Origin of the sequence: Bradyrhizobium sp. B025, assembly GCF_042257955.1 — a bacterium.
GTDB classification, from domain to species: domain Bacteria; phylum Pseudomonadota; class Alphaproteobacteria; order Rhizobiales; family Xanthobacteraceae; genus Bradyrhizobium; species Bradyrhizobium diazoefficiens.
Genome location: NZ_CP170150.1, coordinates 371,956 through 393,511, shown reverse-complemented (window position 1 = coordinate 393,511; position 21,556 = coordinate 371,956). Strand labels below are relative to the sequence as shown.

The window sequence follows — 21,556 nt, the reverse complement described above, 5'->3', positions numbered from 1 at the left end:
GCGGTTCCTCCGCCGTCATTGCGAGGAGCGCAGCGACGAAGCAATCCAGAATCCCTCTGCGGTGACAGTCTGGATTGCTTCGCTGCGCTCGCAATGACGAGATGAGGCACGAGCTTTCCACACTCTCAACCGTCATCGCCCGCGAAGGCGGGCGATCCAGTATTCCAGAGCCAGTTGTTGTTGATCGAGACGCCGCGGCGTACTGGGTCGCCCGGTCAAGCCGGGCGACGACACTGATTGTGAGGCGGCGTCCTGCGCCTCACGTCCACCCGCCTCAATATCCCCGCGCCCTTGCCAACTGCTCGGTGTGGTAATTCGCATCCCCGAATAGCTCCTCGCACACCCGTGCGCGCTTCATGAAGAAGCCGATGTCGAACTGGTCGGTCATGCCCATGCCGCCATGCATCTGCACGCCTTCCTGGACCGCGCGCGTGGCGGTGGTGCCGGCGCGGGCTTTTGCGACCGCGACGGCTGACGTGGCTTTGGCGACGTCAGCATCCAGCGCCTGGAGCGCCTTCATCACCGCGGCGCGGGTGATCTCGATGTCGACATAGAGCTCGGCGGCGCGATGCTGCAGCGCCTGGAATTCGCCGATCAGCTTGCCGAACTGCTTGCGACTCTTCAGGTACTCGACGGTGCGATTGAACACCTCGTCGCTAAGGCCCACCATTTCGGCGGCCACCGCGCCGCGGCCGATATCGAGCACGCCGTCGAGCAGACCGGCAGCCTGATCGACCTCGCCGAGCACGCTGTCGGCATTGACCTCGACATTGGCAAGCTCGATCCGCGCCGCGTTGTGCGCATCGACCATGATGGTGCGCTCGATCGCGACGCCCTTGGCTTTGGGGTTGACCAGGAACAGCGTCAGGCCGTCGCGCTCACCGGCGGAGCCCGCGGTGCGTGCGGCGACGATGAGGAGATCGGCGACGTGACCGTCGACGACCAGGGCCTTGGCACCGGAGAGCTTGAATCCGTTGCCGGCACGCACGGCCTGGAGGCTGGTCCGGAGCGGGCGATGCTTGGCGCCCTCGTCGATCGCGAGCGTCGCCAGCAGCGAGCCGTTGGAAATCTTCGGCAAATATTCCGACTTCTGCGCGGCATTGCCGCCGCGGTTCAACGCCGAGGCTGCGACCACGCTGGTGGCGAGGAAGGGCGACGGCATCAAGGTGCGGCCGATCTCCTCCATCACGACGCCGGCCTCGACGAAGCCGAGACCGGAGCCGCCGAACTCTTCCGGCACCAGCAAGCCGGCAAAGCCCATCTCGGCGAAGGAATGCCAGAACTCCTTGGAGAAGCCGGTCGGATCCCTGGAGTCGCGCAAGTGGCGCAGGTGCGACACCGGCGCCTTGTCGCTGATCAGCCCGCGCGCAGAGTCGCGGAGCATCGATTGTTCTTCGGTGAGGACGAGGGCCATGGTTTTCAGTCTCTAGCGTCTTTGTAAATCTGTTGGTGTCATTCCGGGGCGCGTCGAAGACGCGAACCCGGAATCTCGAGGTTCCGGGTTCGGTCCTGCGGACCGCCCCGGAACGACGGTTAGGCCCCCGGCAGATCGAGGATGCGCTTGGCGACGATGCCGAGCATCACTTCGGACGTGCCGCCTTCGATCGAGTTGGCCTTGGTGCGCAGCCAGGCGCGCGGACGGGCGCCTTGCTTCGAGCGCTCGCTCTCCCATTCCAGCGCATCGACGCCGCCGGCCGACATCAGGATCTCGTAGCGGCGCTTGTTGAGCTCGGTGCCGTAATATTTCATCGCGGAGGAGAACGCCGGATGCGCCTGCCCCGCCTTGGCGAGATCGACGGCACGCTCGGCGCAGGCGGCTAGCGCGGCTTCATCGACATCGAAGCTCGCGATCTTGCCGCGCAGCATCGCATCGTCGAGGCGACCTTGCGCATCGCTGCCGACGGAATCGGCTGCGATCTGGCCGAGCGGACGACCGACGCCGCGCTCGCCCATGCCCGAGATCATCGCGCGCTCGTGCTGGAGCAGATATTTCGCGACGTCCCAGCCGCGGTTGACGGTGCCGACCACATGCGATTTCGGCACGCGGACGCCGTCGAAGAAGGTCTCGCAGAACGGCGAGTAGCCGGAGATCAGGAGGATCGGCTTGGTCGTCACGCCCTTCGAGGTCATGTCGAACAGGATGAAGCTGATGCCGTCGTGCTTCTTAGCGGCCGGATCGGTGCGGATGAGGCAGAAGATCCAGTCGGCATAGTTGGCGTAGGAGGTCCAGATCTTCGAGCCGGTGATGACGAAATCATCGCCGTCGCTCTCGGCGCGGGTCTGGAGCGAAGCGAGATCGGAGCCGGCGTTCGGCTCGGAATAGCCCTGGCACCAGCGGATCAGGCCCGCCGCTATGTTTGGCAGATGCTCCTTCTTTTGCGCCTCGTTGCCGTATTTCAGCAGCGCAGGCCCGAGCATCCAGATGCCGAAGCTCGACAGCGGCGGCCGCGCGCCCATCTTGGCCATCTCCGCGCGCAGCACCTTGTGCTCGGCAGCGCTCAATCCGCCGCCGCCATATTCCTTCGGCCAATCCGGCACGGTCCAGCCCTTGTCGCGCATGCGCTCGAACCAGATGCGCTGCGGCTCGGACGAGAATTTTGCATTGCGCCCGCCCCAGAACACGTCGGCGTCCGACGTTGCGGGCCTGCGCATTTCCGGCGGGCAGTTGGCTTCAAGCCAGGCGCGCGTCTCGTTGCGGAATGTTTCGAGATCGGCCGTTTCAGAATCGCTGGTTTTAGAGTCAGTCATTGGTCGTTTCCATCAATCAAAATCGACTTGTTGGGCGCGACTCTGGGCCATCGCACCGTGGAATTCAACCACTTCCGCAGGCGCATTCGGCTATAGTCGCGACCACGACGGTGCTTGAAAACAAAGAGGAAACGAGAATGCGCCTGACACTTCTTTCGCCTGGCGAAATGAACGAGAGCCAGCGGCAGACCTATGACGAGTCGATTGCCGGCAAGCGCGGCAAGCCGCCGGCACCGATGATGGCCTGGCTCAACAGCCCGGAGATGGCCCGTCACGCGACGCGGCTCGGCGAAGTCCTGCGCTTCGACACGATATTCCCTGCCAAGCTCTCGGAGATCGCGATCCTGGTGACGGCGCGGCACTGGACCGCGCATTACGAATGGTACGCGCACAAGCGCCTCGCGCTTGCAGGCGGCATGGATCCAAAAATCATCGACGCGATCCGCGACCGCCGCACGCCTGAGTTCGACGACCCCAAGGCCAGGATGATCTACGACGTCGCGAAGTCGCTGCACGAGGGCCGCGGCGTCGAGAAGGGCCTCTATGATGAGGCGGTGAAGTTGCTCGGCGAACGCGGCGTGGTCGAGGTGATCGGGCTGTGCGGCTACTACACAATGGTGTCGATGACGCTGAACACGTTCGAGTTCGGGCTGCCCGAGGGCGAGGAGCCGGAGCTCTCTTAGTTTCCCATCCGGAAACGCTGGGTTTCGGGATAGGCCAGTGGCACTGTCCCGGGGCGCGGCCTATGTGGGGTTGATCAACGGAGCATTGTCATGTCGCAGAACCCAGCCGTCCATGCCGGCACCCGGATCGGCCACGTTCATCTCAAGGTCGCCGATCTCGATCGCGCGCTCGACTTCTATTGCGGCGTGCTCGGCTTCGAGCTGATGCAGCGCATGGGCTCTGGCGCGGCCTTCATCTCGGCCGGCGGCTATCATCACCACATCGGGCTCAACACCTGGGAGAGCAAGGGCGGCTCGCCGCCGCCGCCGGGCACGACCGGGCTCTTTCACACCGCGATCCTCTACCCGACGCGCCCCGCGCTGGCGGATGCGCTGCACCGGCTGCTTTCGGCCGGCATTGCGCTCGACGGCGCGAGCGACCACGGCGTCAGCGAGGCGCTTTACCTGCGCGATCCCGACCAGAACGGCGTCGAGCTGTACTGGGATCGGCCGAGGGAGCAATGGCCGTTCGGGCCGGATGGCAAGCTTGCGATGATTACGAAGCGGCTGGATGTCGAGGCGTTGCTGCGCCAGCGGGAGGCGTGATGTCGTAGGGTGGGCAAAGCGAAGCGTGCCCACCAATTCTCGCGGCACTCGTTGAGAAGATGGTGGGCACGGCGCTATGCGCCTTTGCCCACCCTATGAGGCTTCCCCCGCACCATGATCAGCGCCGCCGCCGCCACCTCCAGCGCGATGCACAGATAGAACGGCAGCGCATAGCCGCCGGAGAAATCGCGCAGGAAGCCGACCACGCCGGGGCCGAACGCGTAGGTCACCTGGTTGATCGCGGTGTTCAGGCTGATCAGCACGCCGAACGAGGCGGAATCGAACTCCTGCTGCACGATCAGCGAGGGCAGCGTGATGAGGTTGCCGACCGAGAAGCCGAACACGGCACAGGCCGCGATCAGCACGTAGTCGTTGTGCAGGTTGATGACGACGAGGAGCGCCGCGGCCTGGCTGAGGAACGACAGCGCCGAGGCGAGGCGCTGGTTGAGCCGGTCGATCACCATCGAGAACAGCACGCGGCCGACCACCGCCATCGCCGTCAGCACCGCAACCGCCACGGCGGCGCGCTCGCGGCCGATCACCGGGTCGAGGAACGAGATCAGGTGCACGATGAAGCCGACTTGCGCGAAAAGCACCAGCGCGAAGGCAATCGTCACCGTGAGGAAGTCGACGTCGCGCAGCGCGTGCGCGCGGATTTGCGCCGACGATTGCGGCTTTGCCTTCGCTGCCGCATGCCAGCCATGGTGCTCGGGCGGCCGGCCGACGGCGAGCAGGATCACCGGCACGAGCAGCACCAGCATGGCGCCTGCGGTGGCGTACATCGCCGTCGCGAATCCAACATGGCTGATCATGGTCACCAGCAGCGGCACGCCGACAATGCCGCCGAAGCTGGCGCCGTTCAGCGCGAGGCTGATCGCCATGCCGCGCTTGTGGTCGAACCATAGGCTGATCGTGTTGGTGATCATGGCGAGACTGGTGCCGGCCCAGCCGAAGGCGAGCACGGCGTCGGCGAGATAAAGCTGCCAGGGCTCGCGCACCGCGCCGATCGCGACCGCCGCGGCGGCCATCGCCAGCGTGCCCGCGATCAGGCAGAGGCGCGGGCCGTATTTTCGGACGGCCTCGCCGACGAAGACGACGAGCAGCGCACCGAACAGATAGAAGAACGTCGTCCCCGCGGAGATCAGCGAGGCCGGCCAGCCCCGCGCGCGCTGGAGCTCGGCGACATAGACGCTCTGGCCATAAAAGCCGAGCCCCCAGCCGAAGGTCGCGAGCAGGAAGCAAACCGCGACGATGCGCCAGCCTTCATAGCGGAGGGAGGATTCGTCGATCGGAGCTGCGTGGCGGGGATTGTCGAGCATTTCTTTGCTCCTCGCCGTCTTTCCGGGGCGATGCAAAGCATCGAACCCGGAATCTCGAGATTCCGGGTTCACCCTTCGGGTGCCCCGGAATGACGGCAGAAAATGAAGGACGTTGCTGGCCTGACGAGCCTGTTCATGACGAGCATCATGTAACAACGCGGCTCCCAAAAATCACTTCGACCTGGATCGAAGTATCAACGTTGCTGACAGCCTCCCGCCATCAGACCGCGTCCGGGAACTCGCCCATGGCGGCGTCCAGCCGCGCCTTGCGGCGGCGCGCCCAGGAGACGAGCGAGAGCACGGCAAGCCCCAGCACGACCGGCGGGAACACCACCATGTTCACCGCGGACCAGCCGTAATTGGCGAGCAATTGCCCTGACGAGAACGAGCCGATCGCCATCATGCCGAACACCAGGAAATCGTTGAAGGCCTGCACCTTGTTGCGCTCCTGCGGCCGGTGCGTCTCCAAGACCAGGGCGGAGGCGCCGATGAAGGAGAAATTCCACCCCACGCCGAGCACGATCAGCGTGGCCCAGAAATGCATCGCCGTGAGGCCGGAGAGACCGATGGTGGCGGCGCCGGCCTCGAGCAGCAGGCCGGCGGCGACGATCTTCGGTGCGCCGAAGCGCGCGATCAGCGCGCCGGTGAAGAAGCTCGGCCCGTACATGGCGACGATGTGCCATTGAATGCCGAAATTGGAATCGGAAACGCTGAGGCCGCACAGCTTCATGGCGAGCGGCGCCGAGGTCATCACCAGATTCATCATGGGATAGGAGATGACGCCGCATAGCGCCGCCGCGATGAAGCGCGGCTGGGTCACGATCGTGAGCAGCGGCCGGCCGCCATGCAGATCGGCCGGCGCCGGCTTCGGCATGTCGACGCCGGCGACGATGCCCATGGCGACCAGCGCCACCGCAGCCTGCACCAGGAAGCTGAAGGCGAACAGATAGGGCTGCCAGACATCCATGGTCCACTGCACGAGCTGCGGACCGAGCACGCCGGCGAACACGCCGCCCGCCATCACCCAGGATACCGCCTTGGGCCGGTAGACCGCGCTGGCGCCATCGGCGGCGGCGAAGCGATAGGACTGCGCCACCGAGCCATAGAGGCCACCGAGAAAGGTCGCGATGCAGAACAGCGCGAACGAGCCGTGCAGGATGGCGAACGAGCCGAGCAGGCCGGTGAGCGCGCCCAGACCGGTACCGATGACGAAGGCGGCGCGGCGGCCGAAGCGGCGCGAGATCGCGCCGGTCGGCAGCGTGCCGGCGGCAAGGCCCACCACATACATCGAGATCGGCACGGTCGCGAACGACATGTCGGGCGCGAGCGTAGCGCCGACGATCGCGCCGGTGGCGAAGATCACAGCCGAGTTGGCGCCGGTCAGCGCCTGCGCGGCAGCAAGGCGCACCACATTGGCACGCACGCGGGCGTCGGCGGCGATCTGATTGGCTGAAGTCACGTCAAGCATCGGCATTTCCGCCCCAACGGGCTCACAAGGGCTTTGTTGATTCCCGGCACTATGGAGCGGCGCGGGAGGGCGGGCAACCGGCGCAAACGGGCGCAGGCCATGCCTCTGACGCAATCGGCCAGATGATAGCGGGCTGCGCTCTTGACGGCTTGCGCTCGATCAAATCCTATCCGCCGCGACTTTTGGGAGTTTCGTTCATGACGGTCGACGACAGGCCTACGCTCAGCGCTCCCGACGACGATCCCTGGCTCTGGCTGGAGGAGATCGAAGGCAAGCACGCGCTCGATTTCGTGGAGCGGCAGAACAGCCTGACGCTCGACGCATTCGGCGGAGCGGCCTTCGCGCGCGACCGCGATATCCTCGCGGCGATCTACGATCGTCCCGACAACATCCCCTATGTCAGCCGGCGCGGCAGCGATCTGCACAACCTCTGGAAGGACGCCACCAACCCGCGCGGCCTGTGGCGGCGAACCAATCTGGCGGAGTTTCGCAAAGCGAGCCCGGCGTGGGAGATCATGCTGGACATCGACCAGCTCGCGGCAAAGGAGGGCGAGGATTGGCTGCTGAGCTCGATCGTCACCATGCCGGCAAGCTCGCGGGCGATTCTGAGCCTGTCGCGCGGCGGCAGCGACGCCGTCACCTTGCGGGAATTCGACCTGGACACGAAGAGCTTCGTGGCGGACGGCTTTACGCTGCCGGAAGCCAAGGGCGGCGTTGACTGGCTCGATCAGGACACGCTGCTGCTGTCGAGCGCGCATGGCGAGGGCATGGCGACGAGCTCCGGATATGCGCGGACCGTTCGCCTGTGGCGGCGTGGCCAGCCTGCCGATCAGGCGCAGGTGATCATCGAGACCACCGCCGATCACATGGCGGTCTCCGGCATGGCCGACGACACCGGATCGGCGCCGCGGGTCTGGATCGTCGATCAGATCGACTTCTTCAATCACGCGATCTGGCTGCGCGATGCGACCGGTGCGACGACGAAGCTCGACCTGCCGACCGGCGTCTGGATGCAGGCGCATGGCGACTGGTTCGCGATGAAGCTGCGCAAGGACTGGTCGGCCGGAGGCCGAACCTTTGCCACCGACACCGTGCTCGGCATCTCGCTCTCGGCGTTCCTCGCCGGCAGCCGCGATTTCGCGGTCCTGTTCGAGCCCGGCCCGCGGCGCGCATTGCAGGGCCTGTTCTGGGCGGGCAGCAAGCTGGTGCTGTCGATCCTCGACGAGCTCAAGCCGCAATTCGAGATCTGCACGCCGTCCGCCGCGGGCTGGAGCCGCGCCACGCTTCCCGGCCTCCCGCAGATCGGCGTCGTCGATATCTGGCCGCTCGACCGTCATCCCTCCGAGAGCAATGGCGACCTGCTCGCCAACGTGCAGGATCCGCTCACGCCGCCCTCGCTGCTGCTGTTGGAGCGCGGCGTCGCAAGCCCGACCGTGCTGAAGCAGGCGCCGAAGACGTTCACCGCCGACGGCCTCGTGGTGACGCAACACGAGGCGATCTCGATCGACGGCGAGCGCATTCCCTATGTGCAGACCGGTCCTGCCAAGGAGACCGGCGATGCGCCGGTCTATATGAGCGCCTATGGCGGCTTCGCCGTCGCGGTGAAGCCGTATTACAATCCATCGCTCGGCAAGCTGTGGCTGGAGCGCGGCGGCACAACGGTGCAGGCGAATCTGCGCGGCGGCGGCGAATTCGGCACGCGCTGGCACGATGCCGGCCGGCTCGCCGGCAAGAAGCTGTCGCATGACGATTTCGCGGCCGTTGCCGCCGATCTCGTCCGCCGCGGCGTGACGAGCGCGAAGCGCATCGCAGCGCAGGGCGGATCGAACGGCGGCATCCTCATCACCAACATGCTGGTGCGCTACCCCGAACGCTTCGGCGCGCTGTTCTGCACCATCCCGCTGATCGACATGCGCCGCTACACCAAGCTGCTCGCAGGCGCGAGTTGGATCGCGGAATATGGCGACCCCGACAAGCCCGACGAATGGGAGTGGCTGAAGACCTACTCCGCCTATCACAACGCAAAGCCCGGCCAGGCCTATCCGCCGATCCTGATCGCCACCACGCGGCGCGACGACCGCGTCCATCCCGGCCATGCCCGCAAGATGGCGGCAAAACTCCAGGCGATGGGCTATGAGGCCTGGCTCTACGAGCCGGCAGCCGGCGGTCACGGCTACGGCAAGGACAACAAGGAGCGCGCCGGTTTTGAGGTGCTGGGCTTTCGATTCCTCAGGGACAAGATCGGTTGGCGGGACGGCGAGGCGTAGTCAATACGTCCTCTGCGCGTGTGTAGCTTCACGACGTGAGGCGGGCACCGCTCTCTCATTCCCTCCCCCCTTGCGGGGGAGGGGCAGGGAGAGGGATATCACACGGGGACTCTCTCGATTTGCGCGCGCCGTACAGTCGCAGACGGATAGACCTTTTCCCGGGCCACCCCTCTCCCCCGCCCTCCCCCACAAGGGGGGAGGGAGCGCACCGCCGCTGTGGCGTGCACCCGGACCCAAGTCAGAAGCGCCAACCTAGCGCGCAAACACCAGCGTCAGATTGTTCGCCGGCATCTCGATCGTATCGACGAGACCAAGGCCGGCGCCTCGCGCGAGCGTCTCGACATCGCCGATGTCGCGCACGCCCCAGTCGGGATTGCCTTCGCGCAATGAGGTGTCGAACACGGCGTTGCTGAGCGCGGTATGCTTGCCGTCGCGCTTGAACGGGCCGTAGAGGAACAGCTTGCCGTCGGCCCTCAAATAGCGACCGGCGCCGGCGAACAGGCCTTCGGCCACGGTCCATGGCGCGATATGGATGACGTTGGCGCAGAACACGGCGGCGAGGTTCGTCGGCCCCCGCCCGCTTCGCATTTCCGGACACCAGCCGGGATCGGAGAGATCGATCCGCAACGGCGAGCGGATGTTTGGCAGGCCCGAATGGACGCGCCAGGCCTCGATGCTCTTCACGTGCCGCTGGTTGAGGTCGCTCGGCCACCAGACCAGGTCGGGCGTATGGCGGGCGAAATGGACCACGTGCTGGCCGGTTCCGCTGCCGACCTCGACAACGTTTCCGGAACAGCCGGCAAGGTGCTTTTCCAGAGCCGCCCGGAGCGGCTCGTGATTGCGATGGAATGCCGGTGCATCGAGCCGCCCATCGGGCTCGACCCGTCCGCCGTCCCTGCCAAATTCGACGACATATTCAGCCAAGTGACGTCCCCTTGAAAAAACGAGAACACGATGAAAACAGCAGGAGCGCCCAAACGCCCTCGAAACAGCCGGCCCGCGCTCACGGACCTTACTCTCGCGGCCAAATCGGCCGAACAAATAATCTCTTTAGTTGCAATGCGGAAGATATTAACTCCATTTTGCCGCGTGCATAGTCCTGATTGTCAGGTGATGCCCTTTGTGCTTTGGAACGCTGCTATTTCCGCGATCGAGTGCATCGCCATAACGCCTCGGAATGACGCCTTGACCGCCTTTTCCCGGATGCCTGCCCTGCTCCTTTTGCTGGCCTTCGCCGCCGGCCTCGCCAGCCCGGCGCGGGCGCAATCCGCCGTGGCCGAGGGCCAGAAGCTCGCCTTCGACCGTGGCAAGGGCAATTGCCTGACCTGTCACGTCATCAAGGGCGGCGACCTGCCGGGAACGATCGGCCCGGAGCTGAAGGACCTCAAGGCGAAATACCCTGATCGCAACGAGCTGGCCGCGATCATCTTCGACGAGACCAAACGCAATCCGCAGACCATGATGCCGCCGTTCGGCCGGAACCGGATTTTGACCGACCAGGAGATCAGCGCAATCGTTGATTTCCTGCAAACCCTGTGACTTCAGGCACGCCAGGAGAGCTCAGATGACCACGACCACCGGCCCCCTTGCGACGCGGCGCCTGATCCTTCAGGGCGCAGCCTCCGTCGCGCTGCTCGGCCTCGGCAATCTGCCGTTCGGCGTGGCGCCCGCGTACGCCGCGGCCAACGACAAATATCCGGAAGAAGCGTTCAAGCTGAAGAACGAAGCGGACGCGATCAAGGCGCTCTACGGCAAGACCGCCGAGCCCTCCGACAAGGTCAAGCTGGATGCGCCGGAGATCGCCGAGAATGGCGGCGTGGTTCCGATCTCGGTGACGACGACGCTGGAGAAGGTGACCTCGATCTCGTTCTTCGTGGCCGAGAACCCGAACGCGCTCGCCGCGTCCTACAAGATTCCCGACGGCACGATCCCGGCTGTCGCCAACCGGCTGAAGATGGCGAAGACCACCAACGTGACCGCGATCGTGGAAGCCGACGGCAAGCTCTACAGCGCGACCAAGGAAGTCAAAGTCACCGTCGGCGGCTGCGGCGGCTAAGGAGATCGACATGGCATCCAGCATTCGCGTGCGCGCGACCGCAAACGGCGACATCACCGAAGTGCAGGCGCTGATCCAGCACCCCATGGACACCGGCCTGGTCAAGGACGCCAAGGGCGAGGTGATCCCCGCGCATTTCATCCAGCAACTGAAGTTCGAATGTAACGGCAAGGACGTCTTCGTCGCCGATTGGGGCACCGCCATCTCCAAGGACCCCTATGTGAAGTTCAGCTTCAAGGGCGCCAAGAAGGGCGACGACATCAAGATCTCTTGGACCGACAACAAGGGCGGGTCGGATACGACCACCGCGAAGATCGCGTGATGAAGGCCCGCTCCGCCCTCCTGCTTGGTTCGCTCAGCGCCGCGCTCGTCGCGGTCGCCCTCACCTCGCCGCGCGTGATCGCGGCCGACAAGGTCGATCCAGTTGCCGACGCAAAAGCGTTCCAGAACTTCTTCTTCCAGAAGTTTCCGACCGTGAAGCACGAGGATTTCGTCAACGGCCCTTATTCCATGAACGAGGACATGAAGCGGCAGTGGCAGGAGAAGGAGGAATTCCCGCCCTACGAGTTCGCGCTCGACGCCGGCAAGGAGATGTTCGCCACCCCGTTCAAGAACGGCAAGACCTATGCCGACTGCTTCCCGAATGGCGGCATCGGCATCCGCCAGAACTATCCCTACTTCGATGAGAAGGAGGGCAAGGTCGTCACGCTGGAGCTCGCGCTCAACCGCTGCCGCGAGGCCAACGGCGAGGCGCCCTATTCCTACGTCAAGGACGAGATGGCCTCGCTGACCGCCTATATGGCCTTCACCTCGCGCGGCAAGCTGATGGACATCAAGATTCCCGACGATCCCCGCGCGCTCGCCGCGTTCGAGAACGGCAAGCGCTATTTCTACACGCGGCGCGGCCAGATGAATTTCTCCTGCGCGAGCTGCCATGTGCAGAGCCCGGGCGAGCGCATCCGCGCCGAGATCCTGGCGCCGGCGCTCGGCATTTTGAACGCGATGCCGATCTACCGCTCCGAATGGAGCGGCATGGGCACGACCAGCCGCCGCTTCGTCACCTGCAACAGCCAGACCCGGGCGGTTCCGCTGGAGCCGCAGGCGGATGAATATCGCGACGTCGAATATTTCCTGTCCTACGTCGCCAACGGACTGCCGATATCAGGACCGGGAGCGCGGCCATGAAGCGGTCACTTCCTCTCGCCATGCTGCTCGCCCTTAGCCTCGCGCCAACGGCGCGCGCGGCGAATGAGGCGGATTACAAGGCGGCCTATGCCGCCGCCGAAGCCGCCTCCAAGGAGGCAGCCGGCATGCGCAATCAGTGGACCGTGACCGTCTCGACGCTGGCGGCGGCGAAGAAGGCAGCCGATGGCGGCGATTTCGACCGCGCCCTGGCCGCAGCCAAGGAGGCCGAGGCGCTGGCGAAGGCGTCGATCTTCCAGGCCACGTCCGAAAAAGAGGCCTGGAAGGCGATGGAAATCCGCTAGACTGGACCTCAGTTGAACTGCCGATGAGGCGCGGAGGATTCTGGATGGCGATCCGCCGCCGTGATTTCCTGAAGAGTGCAGGCGTTGCCGCAGCATCGCTCGGCCTGCCGCGGCTTGCGCGCGGCACTGAAGCGGCGAGCATTTACGACCTCGAACGTTTCGGCCATGCCCGGATCCTGCACATCACCGACACGCATGCGCAGCTCAACCCGGTCTATTTCCGCGAGCCCAGCGTCAATATCGGAATCGGGGAGATGGCGGGACGGCCGCCGCATCTGGTCGGCCGCGCCTTTCTCGAGCGGTTCGGAATCCGGCCCGACAGCGCCGATGCCTATGCCTTCACCTGCTTCGAGTTCGAGAAGTCTGCGGCGCGCTTCGGCAAGCTCGGTGGCTTTGCCCATCTGAAGACGCTGGTCGATCGCTTGCGCGGCGATGTCGGCGAAAGAGATTCGCTGCTCGTCGACGGCGGCGATCTCTGGCAGGGCACGGGGCTTGCCAACGTCATGCAGGGCCGCGACATGGTCGAGGTCGCCAATCTGCTCGGCATCGAGGCGATGACCGGGCATTGGGAATTCACCTATGGCGAGCAGGCGCTGCGCGACAATCTCGAGCGCTTCAAGGGCGAGTTCCTGGCGCAGAACGTGTTCCTGACCGAGGAAGCCGCGTTCAACGACGCCCGCGCCTTCGACAAGGCGACGGGGCGCGTCTTCAAGCCCTCCGTGATCAAGGAGCTCGGCGGTCATCGCATCGCGATCGTCGGCCAAGCCTTCCCTTACGTGCCGATCGCGCATCCAAAGCGGTTCACGCCGGACTGGACCTTCGGCATCCGCGAGGAAGAGCTCCAGAAGCATGTCGATGCCTTGCGCACCGCCGAGAAGGTCGATGCCGTCATCCTGCTGTCGCACAACGGCATGGACGTCGACCTCAAGCTCGCGAGCCGCGTCACCGGCATCGACGTCATCCTCGGCGGCCACACCCACGACGCCGTGCCGCAGCCGATTCCCGTGACGAACGCCGGCGGCACGACACTCGTCACCAATGCCGGCTCCAACGGGAAATTTCTGGGCGTGCTCGATCTCGCGCTCGACAAGGGCAAGGTCAGTGGCGTCAAATATCACCTGCTGCCGGTCTATTCCGAGCTGCTGAAGCCTGATCCGGCGATGGCCGAGCTGATCGGCCGGGTTCGCGCGCCGCACGTGGCCGACTGGTCGGAGAAGATCGCAACGCTCGACCGCCTGCTCTATCGCCGCGGCAATTTCTCCGGCCCGGTCGACGAGCTGATCTGCACCGCGTTGCGCAGCGAGCTCGACGCCGAGATCGCGCTGTCGCCGGGCTTCCGCTGGGGCGTCACCGCGCTGTCCGGCCAGGCGCTGACCATGGAGGACGTGCTCGCGGAAACCGCGATCAGCTATCCCGAGACCTATGTGCAGGAAATGACCGGCGCCCAGATCAAGGACGTGCTGGAGGACATCTGCGACAATCTCTTCAACGCCGATCCCTATTACCAGCAGGGCGGCGACATGGTGCGCGCCGGCGGCCTCAGCTACACCTGCACGCCGGCGGGTGCGATCGGCGGCCGCATCTCTGAGCTGAAGCTCAACAACGGCAAGGCGATCAGCGCCAACCACCGCTACAAGGTCGCGGGCTGGGCCTCGGTCAACGGCCAGCAGGGCGCACCGGTGTGGGACGTGGTGGCCAAATATCTGCGCTCGGGCCGGATGCTTTCGGAGCGGCTCGGCTCCGGCGTCACGCTGAAGGGCGTCGAGAACAATCCGGGCATTGCGGGACAGGGATGACGCGCTCGCAAATGTTTCGCGCGATGATGCTGGCGCTGCTCGCCTTGGCCGCGATGCCGCCGGCTTTTGCGCAGCAGGTGCCGCTTCAGGACAAGCCGTTCGCCGAGCACAAGATCGTGCTGCAGCTCTCCGACGGCGACGCCAGGAAGCAGGCGCTGGTGCTCAGCGTCGCCAACAATCTCCTGAAGGCCTACGCCCCCGACAAGGTCGCGATCGAGGTGGTGGCATTCGGACCCGGCATCGACCTGCTGCTGTCGAACAGCGAGCGCCGCAAGCAGGTCGAGCGCCTGATCGCGCAAGGCGTGCGCTTCGACATCTGCCTCAACACCGTCGACACGGTCGAGCGGGAGACAGGCAAGCGGCCGGAGTTCATCCCCGCCGCGACGCCGGTGCAGGTCGGGGTCGGGCAGATCCTGTTCCTGGCGGAGAATGGGTACACGGTGGTGCGGCCGTAGGGGGCGCCGACGCCTCACCCGGCGCTGTCATTCCCCGCGCAGGCGGGGAATCCAGTACGCCGCGGCTTCTCCGTACCTCTCGCTGTCTCTGGAATACTGGATCGCCCGCCCCAGTGCGCAATTGCGCACAAGGCGGGCGATGACAGTGAGTATGTGACGAGGAGCGCGCGGGCCCATTACCTCACAATAAAGATCTTCTAAATTTTCCCATCTTCACAGTGGATTGCTTCTCTTTTCGACCAGAACCGTAGTAGAATTTCCAATCAGTTCCACGCCGGGTCTTGCCATGATCTTCCGCCAGCTCTTCGACAGTGTTTCGGGCACCTACAGCTACGTCCTTGCCAGCCGCCACGGCGGCGAGGCGCTGATCCTCGATCCCGTGCTGGAGAAGGTCGACCGCTATTGCCAATTGCTGCGCGAGCTCGACCTCAAGCTGGTCAAGGCGGTCGATACCCACCTTCATGCCGACCACGTCACCGGCCTCGGCGAGCTGCGCGACCGCACCCATTGCATGACCGTGATGGGCGACCAGACCAAGGCCGACGTGGTGGCGATGCGTGTCGCCGACGGCGACAAGGTGACGATCGAGGGGCTGTCGCTCGACGTGATGTACACGCCCGGCCACACCGACGATTCCTATTCCTACCTGATGGGCGACCGCGTCTTCACCGGCGACACGCTGCTGATCCGCGGTACCGGCCGCACCGATTTCCAGAACGGCTCCTCGCGCGCGCAGTACGATTCGATCTTCAATCGCCTGCTCAAGCTGCCGGACGAGACGATGGTGTTCCCGGCGCATGACTACAAGGGCGACACCGTCTCCACCATCGGCGAGGAGAAGCGCTACAATCCGCGGCTCCAGGTGCGCTCGGTCGACGAATATATCGAGCTGATGGCGAACCTGAAGCTGCCCAATCCGAAGATGATGGACGTGGCGGTGCCCGCCAACATGCGCGTCGGCCTGCATCAGGAGGAGCTGGAAAAGGAGGGCCGCGCGCTGACCGCCAGCGAGGCGATCCGCGTCCTGGGCCGGCCTGACATCCTGCTGGTCGATCTGCGCGAGACCAACGAGCGAATGAAACACGGCATGCTCGAGGGCGCCCTGCACACGCCCTATCCGTCCGTCGAGGAGAGCCTGAAGCCCGGCGGCATGCTGCGCGAGGTCGCGGCCGCCACCGGCCGCCGCATCGTGTTCTTCTGCGCCTTCGGCGAACGCTCGGCGATGGCCGTCGCGGCGGCGAAGGAGGCGGGCCTCGCCAATACCGCCCATATCGCCGGCGGTATCGATGCCTGGAAGAAGGCGGGCGGACCGGTGGTGCACTGACGCCCCGACGCGCCGTTCTTGAGATAAGTCAGGAACCGCCCACATATTGGGACTAGGATCGGATGCAGCATCACCATCCGGGAACAGCCATGGCCAAGACCGTCAACAAGACCGCCAAGCCGAGCGCGCCGCCCAAAACCGCCAGCGAGAAGCTGGCGGACGACAAGGCGAAGAAGCCGCTGCCGCGCGACACCGACGACGACGATTACGAAGACGGCGACATCGCAACGCCGAAGCGCGACCGGTACGGTCCCGATGACGAGCCGTTGTGAATTGAAGCCTGCCCCACGAATGGTGCGTTCCCTCCCCCCTTGCGGGGGAGGGTTAGGGAGAGGGGTGCCACACGGCACACTCTTTCGAGAGCGCGACGATCTTTGCATCGACCACGGATAGACCTTTTGCTGGGCTACCACTCTCCCCAGCCCTCCCCCGCAAGGGGGGAGGGAGCGCAGTGTGCCCGATCGCATCGTCGGGTAATGATTGAGACAGCGGCGCCACCCGCGCTACCTGCCATGCGCCTGCGTTCATGGACAAATAACCGCTGTCCCCGATAGTTTGCGCTCCCTTCAGGGAGTGAATCGGAACTGCAATGGTCGATGTTCTCGCCGCACCGCAGCAAGGCAAGGCGGACAGCGCGCTGCGCACGCTGACGGGAATCTCGATCGCGCATTGGGTCAGCCATTTCCATCTGCTGGTTCTGCCGATGCTGTTTCCGTTCCTGAAGGACAGGCTCGGCGTCGGCTATGTCGAGCTCGGCTTCGCGCTCACGACCCTTGCCGTCGTATCGGGCCTGACGCAGGCGCCGACCGGCTATCTCGTCGACCATTTCGGCGCGCGGAAGATCCTGCTGATCGGGCTGACACTCGGCGGCTGCGCGCTGATCCTGCTCGGCCTGCACCTCAGCTACGCCTCGCTGATCGCCTGCGCCGTGCTGCTCGGGCTCGCCAACAGCGTCTATCATCCCGCCGACTACGCCATCCTGGCGGAGCACATGGACGAGGCGCGGATGGGCCGCGCCTTTTCGATCCACACCTTTGCCGGCTATCTCGGCGGCGCCGTGACGCCGGCGATCGTCGCCGCGCTGGTCACCGTATCGGGTGGCGTCGGCGCATTGATCGCCTCCGGCGCGATCGCCATTCTGGTGGCGTTGCTGCTGGTGGCCATGGGCATCCCCGAGGCCGGCGCGCACAAGAAAAAGCCCGGTCACGAGAGCGCGCCGAAGCAGGCCGTCGTCACGCCGGCGCTGATCACGCTGACCGCGCTGTTCATGCTGCTCAGCCTGTCGGTCGCCGGCATCAACAATTTCGGCGTGGTTGCGCTGATGAGCGGCTACGGCGCCTCTTATTCGATCGCCAACATCGCCCTGACCGCATTCCTCGGCGCCAGCGCCGCGGGCGTGCTCGCAGGCGGCTTCCTCGCCGATCACACCGAGCGTCACGGCTATGTCGCCGCCGCCTGCTTTGCCGCGAATGCGGCGATCGTGCTCCTGATCGCACTGGTGACATTGCCCGGCTGGGCTTTGACCGCGACGATGACGGCGGCGGGCTTCCTCTCCGGCGTGATCGCGCCCTCGCGCGACATGCTGGTGCGCAATGCCGCTCCCGCCGGCGCTGCGGGGCGCGCCTTCGGCATCGTCTCCACCGGCTTCAATCTCGGCGGCATCGTCAGCCCGCTTTTGTTCGGCTGGATCATGGACCAGAGCGCGCCGCACTGGGTGTTCGGCGCCTCCGTGATCTTCATGCTGGCGACCGTGGTGCTGTCGCCGTTCACCGAGCGGAAGCGGCAGGCTGCGGCGTAGCGACAAGTTCAACTGTCGTCCTGGCGAAAGCCAGGACCCATTACGCCAGGGAGTTGTTGTCGCGCGAAGCTGGTCACTCCGAGTCTTCGCCAAACTACTCCCTGTGGATATGGGTCCCGGATCTGCGCTGACGCTTGTCCGGGAAGACGAGTAGAGAGAACTGCGTGTAACAAAAACAAAGCGGGAAGAAACACCATGACCAATCCTGATCTCGTGATCCGCGGCGGCACGGTCGCGGATGGAAACGGCGGCGAGCTGTTCGAGGCCGACGTCGCCATCACCGGCGGCAGAATCAGCGAGGTCGGGAAGATCTCCGGCAAGGGCAAAGAAGAAATCGACGCGCGCGGAAAACTGGTGACGCCGGGCTTCGTCGACGTCCACACCCACTATGACGGGCAGGTCACCTGGAGCCAGGACATCACGCCGTCCTCGCAGAACGGCGTCACCACCGCGATCATGGGCAATTGCGGCGTCGGCTTTGCGCCGTGCAAGCCCGCCGACCACACCCGCCTGATCCAGCTGATGGAAGGCGTCGAGGACATTCCCGAGCCGGTGCTGAGCGCCGGCATTCCCTGGGCCTGGGAGAGCTTTCCGGACTACATGGGCTGGCTGTCGAAGCGCGATTTCGACATCGACGTCGGCGCGCAACTGCCGCATGCGGCGTTGCGGGTCTATGTCATGGGCGAGCGCGGCGCGCGCCGCGATCCGTCCACGGCGGAAGACAATGCGGCGATGGCAAAGCTCGCGGGCGAAGCGGTCCGCTCCGGCGCGCTCGGCTTCTCGACCTCGCGCACGCTCAACCACCGCACCTCGACCGGCGACTTCACGCCGACCTTGAAGGCCGGCGAGGACGAGCTCACCGCGATCGCGGGTGCGATGCATCGCGAGGGCCGCAGCGTGCTGCAATTCGTGCTCGATCTCTCCACCATCGACGAAGACCTGCCGATGATGCTGCGGGTCGCCGACACGACGAAATGCCCGATCTCGTTCTCGATCACGCAGAACGACAAGGCGCCGCAGCGCTGGCGCCAGACGCTGGACGAGATCAATGCCGCCGCACAGCGCGGCCTCTCCATCACCGCGCAGATCGCGGCGCGCCCGGTCGGCCTGCTGCTCGGGCTCGAGCTGTCGCGCAACCCGTTCCAGACCCATCCGAGCTACAGGGCGATCGCGCATCTGCCGCTGAAGGAGCGGCTGGCGCGGCTGCATCAACCGGAGGTCCGCCAGGCGATCCTCAGCGAGACGGCGACCGCGACCGACGATCCGCTGTTCTTCCGGCCCAACTACGACAAGATGTTCCTGCTCGGCGATCCTCCCGATTACGAGCAGCCGCCGGAGAACGCGCTGGGGCCGCAGGCGCGCAAGCAGGGCCGGAAGCCCGAGGAGCTCGCCTATGACGCGATGCTGTCGGACGAAGGCCGCGGCATGCTCTACGTGCCGTTCCTCAACTATGCCGACGGCAATCTCGATGCGACGCGCGAGATGCTGATCGATCCGCAATCGGTGCCGGGCCTGTCCGATGGCGGCGCGCATTGCGGCATCATCTGCGATGCGAGCTTCCCGACCTATCTGCTGACGCACTGGACACGCGACCGCACGCGCGGCGAGAAGCTGTCGATCCCGTTCGTGGTCGCGGCACAGTCACGCAAGACCGCGCTCTCGGTCGGCCTCACCGATCGCGGGCTGATTGCGCCCGGCTACAAGGCCGACATCAACGTGATCGACTATGACCGCCTGCATCTGCATCCGCCGAAGGTGCATTACGATCTGCCGGTCGGCGGGCGGCGGCTGTTGCAGGACGTCGACGGCTATGAAGCGACCATCGTGTCGGGCGTGGTGACGCGGCGGCATGGCGCGGCCACGGGGCGCCGGCCGGGGAAGTTGATTCGTGGCGCGCAGGGGGTGGTGAACTAGCGCGGTAGGATGCATGTGAGACGCGAAGGCCGCGCCTCACATTCGGTGTCGTCCCGGCGAAGGCCGGGACCCATACGCCCCGGCAATTGTTTTGCGAAGACTTGGAGTTATCAGCTTCGCCTCAATCCACTCCCTGTGGTTATGGGTCCCGGCCTTCGCCGGGACGACAGCGGTGTTTGTGGCGGGCCTTGAACGCCTGCCACCCCTTACGTCGGCGACACCGCGCCTTTCAGCGCCGCTGCCTGCGGGGCGGCAGCGCGCGTCAGCCGAGCCTTTTCGCTGTTCGGCCAGAGCAGGGCCAGGCCGAGCAGGCCGGAGCCGACCATGATCACGGCGTTGATGGTGAAGCCGGTCATGTAGCCGTCGAGCATGCTGCCGGCGCGCTGGATCACGGTGCCCATCACGGCGGGCGCGATGATGCCCGAGAGCGTGTAGAGCGCGCCGTAGATCGCCAGGATCGCGCCGCGCTGCGACGACGGCGTGAATTCGCCGAGCATGGGCGGACAGACGACGTAGATCGCGCCGCACAGGCCCGTTCCGACCACGAGCAAGGCGAGCTGAAGGCCGGCGCCCTGAACATACGGCATCGCAGCCAGGATCAGGCCGCCGACCATCAACGGGACCGAGCCGAGCACGCCGCGGGCGACGCGCGTGGTCGAGCCGCGGGCCATCATCAGTTGCGAGATCCAACCCGTCAGGATCACGATGGTCGCGCCGAACACCCAGGGCAGGGTCGAAATCCAGCCGGCCTGGCTCTGCGAGAAACCGAGGCCCTTGATGATGAACGGCGTGAACCAGGTCAGGCCCAGCGACAGCGCCCAATAAGCCCCGAAGGTTGCCGCGACGCAGCCGACGAAGGTGCGCGAGGTGAGAAGCTGGAGATAGGGAATTTTCGTCTCGGTGGCGGCAAGGGTGTGCGTGTCCTCCAGCGGGCCTTCCTTGCCGAGCGCGAGCCAGGCACAGACCCAGATCAGGCCGACGACGCCGAGCGCGCCGAAGGCGTAGTGCCAGGAGTGATTGACGATGACCCAGTTCAGCGCCGGCACGGCCAGGATGACGCCGAAAGCCGAGCCTTGCGACAGGATCGCAGTCGGCAGCGTGCGCTTCTCGTCGGGGAACCATTTGTAGATGGCGTGCGCGGCGACCGAGAAGGCCGGGCCTTCGCCGGCGCCCAGCACGATGCGGCAGATCAGCAGCGTGGTGAAGGAGACGGTGCCGACCATCGGAAACTGCGCCAGCGCCCAGACCACCGCCAGCGTCAGGAGCACCCAGCGCGTCGGCACCTTGTTGACGATGAAGCCGACCACGATGGCCGAGATCGAGAACAGGAAGAAGAACGAAGACCCGAGCAGGCCGAACTGCTCCGGGGAGAGCTTCAGGTCCGCCATGATCGGCACGCCGGCGAGGCCGACGACGATCTTGTCGGCGAAGTTAACCAGCATAAATAGAAACAGCAGAAAGGTGACCGTCCAGGCGCCCTTCGGTGTTTCCCTGGATGTCGTCGTCTTGCCCGCCACCATGGGCGTTCCCTGAGCGCTCATCGTTCTCCCCGTCTGTCTTTTTGGCAGTTTTTTGATTTGGCCGTTGTTGGAGCTAACAACGGCTTCGACGGCAACGCAACCCCGGCATTTCCGCGGCAGGTGTGCTACGCAGCAT

Annotated in this window: 20 protein-coding genes; 14 read left to right on the top strand and 6 right to left on the bottom strand. The window is 65.3% G+C overall.

Annotation, left to right across the window (positions count from 1 at the left end):
- Positions 1-274: 274 nt before the first annotated feature.
- Together ACE10W_RS01735 and ACE10W_RS01730 are read right to left on the bottom strand one after the other, a co-directional pair.
- The gene (locus ACE10W_RS01735; RefSeq protein ID WP_060909439.1) at positions 275-1,414 is read right to left on the bottom strand and encodes an acyl-CoA dehydrogenase family protein; all 1,140 of its coding nucleotides are present in this window, start codon (positions 1,412-1,414) and stop codon (positions 275-277) included.
- Positions 1,415-1,533: 119 nt separating this feature from the next.
- Positions 1,534-2,748 carry an acyl-CoA dehydrogenase family protein gene (locus ACE10W_RS01730; protein ID WP_304550334.1) on the bottom strand — a complete coding sequence of 405 codons (1,215 nt, stop codon included), beginning with the start codon at positions 2,746-2,748 and terminating at the stop codon, positions 1,534-1,536.
- 137 nt (positions 2,749-2,885) lie between these two features.
- Between ACE10W_RS01730 and ACE10W_RS01725 the strand changes: the two genes are divergently transcribed.
- Positions 2,886-3,431, top strand: coding sequence for a carboxymuconolactone decarboxylase family protein (locus tag ACE10W_RS01725; RefSeq protein ID WP_038965232.1), 546 nt, complete (start codon positions 2,886-2,888; stop codon positions 3,429-3,431).
- Between the two features lie 90 nt (positions 3,432-3,521).
- Positions 3,522-4,016 carry a VOC family protein gene (locus ACE10W_RS01720; protein WP_304550331.1) on the top strand — a complete coding sequence of 165 codons (495 nt, stop codon included), beginning with the start codon at positions 3,522-3,524 and terminating at the stop codon, positions 4,014-4,016.
- A gap of 74 nt (positions 4,017-4,090) precedes the next feature.
- Here the strand turns inward: ACE10W_RS01720 and ACE10W_RS01715 are convergent, their stop codons facing one another.
- Positions 4,091-5,335 (bottom strand): MFS transporter, encoded by a 1,245-nt coding sequence (locus tag ACE10W_RS01715; RefSeq protein WP_304550330.1) that lies wholly within the window; start codon positions 5,333-5,335, stop codon positions 4,091-4,093.
- A gap of 220 nt (positions 5,336-5,555) precedes the next feature.
- Positions 5,556-6,803, bottom strand: a complete 1,248-nt coding sequence (locus ACE10W_RS01710; protein WP_271557089.1) for an MFS transporter — start codon at positions 6,801-6,803, stop codon at positions 5,556-5,558.
- A gap of 197 nt (positions 6,804-7,000) precedes the next feature.
- On the opposite strand from ACE10W_RS01710, the gene ACE10W_RS01705 reads away from it, so the two are divergent.
- Entirely contained in the window at positions 7,001-9,070 is a 2,070-nt protein-coding gene (locus ACE10W_RS01705) for a prolyl oligopeptidase family protein (protein WP_304550329.1), read from the top strand.
- Positions 9,071-9,322: 252 nt separating this feature from the next.
- Here ACE10W_RS01705 and ACE10W_RS01700 read toward each other — a convergent pair whose 3' ends face one another.
- On the bottom strand, positions 9,323-9,994 hold the full coding sequence (locus tag ACE10W_RS01700; protein WP_304550327.1) for a DUF938 domain-containing protein: 672 nt from the start codon (positions 9,992-9,994) through the stop codon (positions 9,323-9,325).
- 261 nt (positions 9,995-10,255) lie between these two features.
- Between ACE10W_RS01700 and soxX the strand changes: the two genes are divergently transcribed.
- From soxX to ACE10W_RS01645, 11 genes are all read left to right on the top strand, one after another.
- Positions 10,256-10,609, top strand: a complete 354-nt coding sequence (gene soxX, locus ACE10W_RS01695) for a sulfur oxidation c-type cytochrome SoxX (protein WP_028172677.1) — start codon at positions 10,256-10,258, stop codon at positions 10,607-10,609.
- Between the two features lie 25 nt (positions 10,610-10,634).
- A complete protein-coding gene (soxY, locus tag ACE10W_RS01690) occupies positions 10,635-11,126 on the top strand; it encodes a thiosulfate oxidation carrier protein SoxY (RefSeq protein WP_011083833.1) in 492 nt (163 codons plus the stop codon).
- 10 nt (positions 11,127-11,136) lie between these two features.
- Positions 11,137-11,448 (top strand): thiosulfate oxidation carrier complex protein SoxZ, encoded by a 312-nt coding sequence (gene soxZ, locus ACE10W_RS01685; RefSeq protein ID WP_011083832.1) that lies wholly within the window; start codon positions 11,137-11,139, stop codon positions 11,446-11,448.
- A complete protein-coding gene (gene soxA / locus ACE10W_RS01680) occupies positions 11,448-12,311 on the top strand; it encodes a sulfur oxidation c-type cytochrome SoxA (protein WP_028172676.1) in 864 nt (287 codons plus the stop codon). Before soxZ ends, soxA begins: the two co-directional genes overlap by 1 nt.
- On the top strand, positions 12,308-12,613 hold the full coding sequence (locus ACE10W_RS01675; protein WP_011083830.1) for a hypothetical protein: 306 nt from the start codon (positions 12,308-12,310) through the stop codon (positions 12,611-12,613). Before soxA ends, ACE10W_RS01675 begins: the two co-directional genes overlap by 4 nt.
- A gap of 44 nt (positions 12,614-12,657) precedes the next feature.
- A complete protein-coding gene (gene soxB / locus ACE10W_RS01670; protein WP_028172675.1) occupies positions 12,658-14,409 on the top strand; it encodes a thiosulfohydrolase SoxB in 1,752 nt (583 codons plus the stop codon).
- The gene (locus ACE10W_RS01665) at positions 14,406-14,864 is read left to right on the top strand and encodes a hypothetical protein (RefSeq protein WP_304550323.1); all 459 of its coding nucleotides are present in this window, start codon (positions 14,406-14,408) and stop codon (positions 14,862-14,864) included. The genes soxB and ACE10W_RS01665 overlap by 4 nt, the downstream gene beginning before the upstream one ends.
- A 286-nt stretch (positions 14,865-15,150) precedes the next feature.
- Positions 15,151-16,188: an MBL fold metallo-hydrolase gene (locus tag ACE10W_RS01660; protein ID WP_011083827.1), complete on the top strand. Its 1,038-nt coding sequence runs from the start codon at positions 15,151-15,153 to the stop codon at positions 16,186-16,188.
- An 89-nt stretch (positions 16,189-16,277) separates the two neighbouring features.
- Complete coding sequence (locus tag ACE10W_RS01655; RefSeq protein ID WP_038965223.1) at positions 16,278-16,460, top strand: hypothetical protein; 183 nt, start codon at positions 16,278-16,280, stop codon at positions 16,458-16,460.
- A 317-nt stretch (positions 16,461-16,777) separates the two neighbouring features.
- Positions 16,778-17,986 carry an MFS transporter gene (locus ACE10W_RS01650; RefSeq protein ID WP_304550320.1) on the top strand — a complete coding sequence of 403 codons (1,209 nt, stop codon included), beginning with the start codon at positions 16,778-16,780 and terminating at the stop codon, positions 17,984-17,986.
- Positions 17,987-18,181: 195 nt separating this feature from the next.
- Positions 18,182-19,900, top strand: coding sequence for an amidohydrolase family protein (locus ACE10W_RS01645; RefSeq protein WP_304550319.1), 1,719 nt, complete (start codon positions 18,182-18,184; stop codon positions 19,898-19,900).
- Between the two features lie 206 nt (positions 19,901-20,106).
- Here ACE10W_RS01645 and ACE10W_RS01640 read toward each other — a convergent pair whose 3' ends face one another.
- Entirely contained in the window at positions 20,107-21,441 is a 1,335-nt protein-coding gene (locus ACE10W_RS01640) for an MFS transporter (RefSeq protein ID WP_011083823.1), read from the bottom strand.
- Positions 21,442-21,556 lie beyond the last annotated feature (115 nt).

Coding starts and splice junctions, on each gene's coding strand:
- ACE10W_RS01660 (WP_011083827.1), top strand. CDS start 15,151: ATGATCTTCCGCCAGCTCTTCGACAGTGTTTCGGGCACCTACAGCTAC.
- ACE10W_RS01675 (WP_011083830.1), top strand. CDS start 12,308: ATGAAGCGGTCACTTCCTCTCGCCATGCTGCTCGCCCTTAGCCTCGCG.
- soxZ (WP_011083832.1), top strand. CDS start 11,137: ATGGCATCCAGCATTCGCGTGCGCGCGACCGCAAACGGCGACATCACC.
- ACE10W_RS01710 (WP_271557089.1), bottom strand. CDS start 6,803: ATGCTTGACGTGACTTCAGCCAATCAGATCGCCGCCGACGCCCGCGTG.
- ACE10W_RS01645 (WP_304550319.1), top strand. CDS start 18,182: ATGACCAATCCTGATCTCGTGATCCGCGGCGGCACGGTCGCGGATGGA.
- ACE10W_RS01655 (WP_038965223.1), top strand. CDS start 16,278: ATGGCCAAGACCGTCAACAAGACCGCCAAGCCGAGCGCGCCGCCCAAA.
- soxB (WP_028172675.1), top strand. CDS start 12,658: ATGGCGATCCGCCGCCGTGATTTCCTGAAGAGTGCAGGCGTTGCCGCA.
- ACE10W_RS01665 (WP_304550323.1), top strand. CDS start 14,406: ATGACGCGCTCGCAAATGTTTCGCGCGATGATGCTGGCGCTGCTCGCC.
- ACE10W_RS01735 (WP_060909439.1), bottom strand. CDS start 1,414: ATGGCCCTCGTCCTCACCGAAGAACAATCGATGCTCCGCGACTCTGCG.
- soxY (WP_011083833.1), top strand. CDS start 10,635: ATGACCACGACCACCGGCCCCCTTGCGACGCGGCGCCTGATCCTTCAG.
- ACE10W_RS01650 (WP_304550320.1), top strand. CDS start 16,778: ATGGTCGATGTTCTCGCCGCACCGCAGCAAGGCAAGGCGGACAGCGCG.
- ACE10W_RS01730 (WP_304550334.1), bottom strand. CDS start 2,748: ATGACTGACTCTAAAACCAGCGATTCTGAAACGGCCGATCTCGAAACA.
- soxA (WP_028172676.1), top strand. CDS start 11,448: ATGAAGGCCCGCTCCGCCCTCCTGCTTGGTTCGCTCAGCGCCGCGCTC.
- ACE10W_RS01725 (WP_038965232.1), top strand. CDS start 2,886: ATGCGCCTGACACTTCTTTCGCCTGGCGAAATGAACGAGAGCCAGCGG.
- ACE10W_RS01720 (WP_304550331.1), top strand. CDS start 3,522: ATGTCGCAGAACCCAGCCGTCCATGCCGGCACCCGGATCGGCCACGTT.
- ACE10W_RS01705 (WP_304550329.1), top strand. CDS start 7,001: ATGACGGTCGACGACAGGCCTACGCTCAGCGCTCCCGACGACGATCCC.
- ACE10W_RS01715 (WP_304550330.1), bottom strand. CDS start 5,335: ATGCTCGACAATCCCCGCCACGCAGCTCCGATCGACGAATCCTCCCTC.
- ACE10W_RS01640 (WP_011083823.1), bottom strand. CDS start 21,441: ATGAGCGCTCAGGGAACGCCCATGGTGGCGGGCAAGACGACGACATCC.